We start from the raw sequence: 3,755 nt of genomic DNA, 5'->3' as shown, positions 1-3,755 counted from the left end.
GTTTTTTGCGCTAAGCGCGTCAAAAAGTGCGCTACCCCATTTGCCCGCGCCGATAACCGCGATTTTCATTATGTTCCTTTTTAAAAATTTATTCGCAAATTTGCGGTTTTTCAAATTTCATTCTCTTGAAATTCCCGCTCTTTGAAAATTTAGCCCAAAAGCGCCGACATGAGCCTGTGCAAACGCTAGCCGAAGCCACGCTTTAAAATTCGCTTTTTGAAATTTACCTCACTAAAATTTCATACTTTTAAGGTTTTGCTCTTCCGCCAAAAAACACTTTCACAAAAGGCGCGGCAGTGAACGAATGAGGATTTTGAAACTCCATTATACGTTTTAAATTTCACTCGTGCATCGCCGAGGCAAATCAAATTTTTAAAAATTTTACTCAGACGCCCGATCGCAAATCGTGCTTTTAAATCCGCTTAAATCTATCAAGGCGTGCTTTGAGCCTAGATAATCTGCGGTCGCTCGCCACGTTATCGTTTGGCGCAAGGTTTGGGGCACGCGCATCTAACGCGGCGATTGATTAAATTTAGCCTACACATCGACTCGCCGCTCAAATTCGACTCTACGTATTCGATCCTACCCGCCGCCGCACCCGAGCTGCCGCTTTTGCTCTCGCAAGCAAAGCAATTTTACGCATTCCCTACAAGCTTTGACGGTAGCCGTGAGTAAAATTCCTAACGGACGCGCTTCTTAAACTCCTCTGTCGTAGACCGACACTCGCGCAAACGCCCCGCACGAGAAAAAACGAGCTCAAAAGAACAAAACGTGCGCGAGGCAGAGCAGGTAGCCGCCGAGATCGCGCCGAATGAAATATAACAAAAAAGTCTTCGTCATTGGTGCGTGAAAGCTTTAGCTCGAAGCAAAACGTTGCGAGCGGATTTAAAATTTTACCCCAGAGGTTTTATCTATCGCACTCGCGCCGCCGCCTTTAATTCGCCGTTTGCGCCGCGCAAGCTGCGAAATCAGCCCAGCTTCTGTTTCAGAAGCTCGTTCACCTTCGCGGGGTTAAACGCGCCCTTGCCCTCTTTCATCACTTGGCCTACGAAGAAGCCGAATAGCTTGTCCTTGCCGCCGCGATAGTCCGCGACTTTGTCCTCATTTTGGCTCATCACGCGCGCTATGATCTCCAAAATCGCGCCGTCGTCGCTTACTTGCCTCAAGCCTAGCTTGTCGATGACTGAGCTTACGGCCTCGTCGTGCTCCATTAGATAATCAAGCACCTCTTTGGCGGCCTTTTGCGACACTGCGCCGCCTTCGATCGCGCTTAAAAGCTCGTTCATCTTCGCGCTGTTTACTGGCGAATCCTCGATCGTGACGCCGTTTTTGAGCCTGCCCGCAAGCTCGACGGTAAGCCAGCTGACGCAAAGTTTAGGCTCATGTCCCGCCGCGATCAGATCCTCAAAAAATCGCGCGTTTTCGTAGGTCGAGATTATGATCTCGGCGTCCTTCTCTTTAACGCCCAGCTCGCGGATGTATCGGGCCTTTTTCTGATCGGGCAGCTCGGGGATCTGCTGCGCAGCAGCTAGCATCTCGTCATCCACGATCACGGTTAGCAGGTCGGGATCGGGGAAGTAGCGATACTCGGCGCTGTCTTCTTTGCTGCGCATCGGCTTAGTGATAAGTTTAGCGGTATCAAAAAGGCGGGTTTCTTGCACGACCTCTTGCTCATATTTGCCGTCCTGCCACGCTTCGATCTGACGCTCGATCTCAAACTCGATCGCTTTTTGGATAAATTTAAAAGAGTTTAAATTTTTAATCTCCACGCGCGTGTAGAGCTTTTGCTCGCCTTGCGGACGGATGCTGACGTTTACGTCGCAGCGAAACGAGCCTTCTTGCATATTTGCGTCGCTGATATTTAAAAAGCGCAAAATGCTGTGGAGTTTTTTTAGATACGCGACCGCCTCGTCCGCAGAGCGCATATCGGGCTCGCTTACGATCTCCAAAAGCGGCGTGCCGGCGCGGTTTAGATCGACCAGGCTGCGCGAGCTTTCGTGATTATTTTTGCCCGCATCCTCCTCTAGGTGCGCGCGCGTAATGCCGATGCGCTTGCTCTGTCCGTCCGCGGCTATGAAAAGCTCGCCGTGCTCGACGATCGGGATCGTCCACTGCGAAATTTGATACGCCTTGGGAAGGTCGGGATAGAAGTAGTTTTTGCGGTCGAATACCGACTTACGGTTGATCGTCGCATTGACGGCGGTGCCGAAGCTGATAGCTTTTTTAACCGCTTCCTCGTTTAGCACGGGAAGAGCACCCGGAAGCGCTAGGCAAGTCGGGCAGACGTGCGAATTCGCCTCGTCGCCGAAGCTCGTGGGGCAGGAGCAAAAAATTTTGGTTTTGGTATTTAGCTGGCAGTGTACCTCCAGGCCGATCACGGTTTCAAACATTAACTTAACCTTTTAGAATAAAAATTTCGCGTAATTTTACAATTTTTTGCTTTAATACTCGCTTGTAGCGGCGCACGGCGCGGCTAAATTTTAAAATTTAATCGGATAGATTTCTATTCGCCGCCGCTAAGGAGCTTTTCTTTCAGATCGAAAACATCGACCATCAAGCAGGTGATGATGACGCATATCACGCCTGGAGCGGTGCAGATGAAGAGGAATTTTAACCCCAAAAAATAAAATGACGGGTAGGCGAAAAAGACGAATGCGCCGACGAAAATCAATCCGAACGACGCACCCACGAGGAAGTATAAGAAATTTCGCTTAAAATTAATGCTCATCGACGATCACGGCGCCCGCTAGATAAACGTAGCTTAAAACCATGAAAATAAAAGTCTGCAAAATCGCCATAAAAGTAAGCAGCGCAAACGGTACCATCGGTATTAGTGCAGGAGCGAGAGTAAGCATAACGAGCAGGAAGGTATCGTCGCCTTTGATATTACCGAAAAGTCGGAAAGAAAGCGATACGACGCGCGAAAAATGCGAGACGATCTCTATAACGAACATAAACGGAGCTAGGATTTTCACCGGCCCCATAAAGTGCTTTAGATAATTAATCACGCCATGCTCGCGAATGCCCTCAAAATGGTAATACAACCAAACACAAAGCGTAAGCGAAAGGGTTAAATTTAGACTCGCGCTCGGCGACTCAAAGCCCGGCACCAAGCCGATAACGTTACTAAAAAATATTACAAATCCCAATGTTGCGATTAGCGGAAGATATTTTTTGGCTTGTTCCTCGCTACCCATCGCGTCCTTGCCGATCGTTAACACGCCGCTTAGGTAGGCTTCGGCGATATTTTGCATGCCGTGTGGCACAAGCTGAAGCGAGCGAGTGGAGCAAAGCGCGACGGCTACGATGATAGCGACGACCAAAAAGAAGTAAAAAAGGTAGATAAAAGTGTGGTCGTAAGAAATTAAACCGCCAAAAAGGAAGATGTCTTTTAGCATAAAAACCCTTGATCGTTGAAATTTGAGGCGTATTTTACACTTCTATTCGTTAAAGTATATTTAAATTTGCGCCAGCGAGTGAAATTTTGAGCTTTGCGAGTTCTTGCACCGCTTTGCTTGCCTAGCACTTTCGTCTAGCTTGCGCACCATTTCTGCGGGGATTTTGCGTTTTTTTGGCATTTAGCTCCATATTTACAGCAAATGACAAAATTTTTGCTAGTAAGCACGAAATTTGCAGCTATACTGTTAATACTATTTTTGCAAATTAATACTATTTTTGCAAAATAGAATTTATCTGTCGCATACAGTGAAGCCCTAAATCAGCTATGCGGTAAAATTTATGTTTACAGATACAAT

The 3,755-nt window shown here is 47.6% G+C and carries 4 protein-coding genes; 1 reads left to right on the top strand and 3 read right to left on the bottom strand.

What is annotated here, in order from left to right; all coding sequences use genetic code 11:
* Nucleotides 1-522 precede the first annotated feature (522 nt).
* Nucleotides 523-675: a hypothetical protein gene (locus tag Q0372_RS00050; protein WP_298101207.1), complete on the top strand. Its 153-nt coding sequence runs from the start codon at nt 523-525 to the stop codon at nt 673-675.
* A 293-nt stretch (nt 676-968) separates the two neighbouring features.
* Here Q0372_RS00050 and gatB read toward each other — a convergent pair whose 3' ends face one another.
* The 3 genes from gatB to Q0372_RS00035 all read right to left on the bottom strand — a co-directional run bounded on the left by gatB (nt 969) and on the right by Q0372_RS00035 (nt 3,398).
* Complete coding sequence (gatB, locus tag Q0372_RS00045) at nt 969-2,390, bottom strand: Asp-tRNA(Asn)/Glu-tRNA(Gln) amidotransferase subunit GatB (RefSeq protein WP_298101204.1); 1,422 nt, start codon at nt 2,388-2,390, stop codon at nt 969-971.
* 113 nt (nt 2,391-2,503) lie between these two features.
* The gene (locus Q0372_RS00040; protein ID WP_297896069.1) at nt 2,504-2,728 is read right to left on the bottom strand and encodes a hypothetical protein; all 225 of its coding nucleotides are present in this window, start codon (nt 2,726-2,728) and stop codon (nt 2,504-2,506) included.
* Nucleotides 2,718-3,398 (bottom strand): F0F1 ATP synthase subunit A, encoded by a 681-nt coding sequence (locus tag Q0372_RS00035; protein WP_298101202.1) that lies wholly within the window; start codon nt 3,396-3,398, stop codon nt 2,718-2,720. The genes Q0372_RS00040 and Q0372_RS00035 overlap by 11 nt, the downstream gene beginning before the upstream one ends.
* Nucleotides 3,399-3,755: the final 357 nt, after the last annotated feature.

This window comes from uncultured Campylobacter sp. (assembly GCF_937997405.1).
Classification (GTDB): Bacteria; Campylobacterota; Campylobacteria; order Campylobacterales; family Campylobacteraceae; genus Campylobacter_B.
The sequence above is the reverse complement of the archived record's forward strand: the minus strand, read 5'-3'. Positions and strand labels throughout refer to the sequence as shown.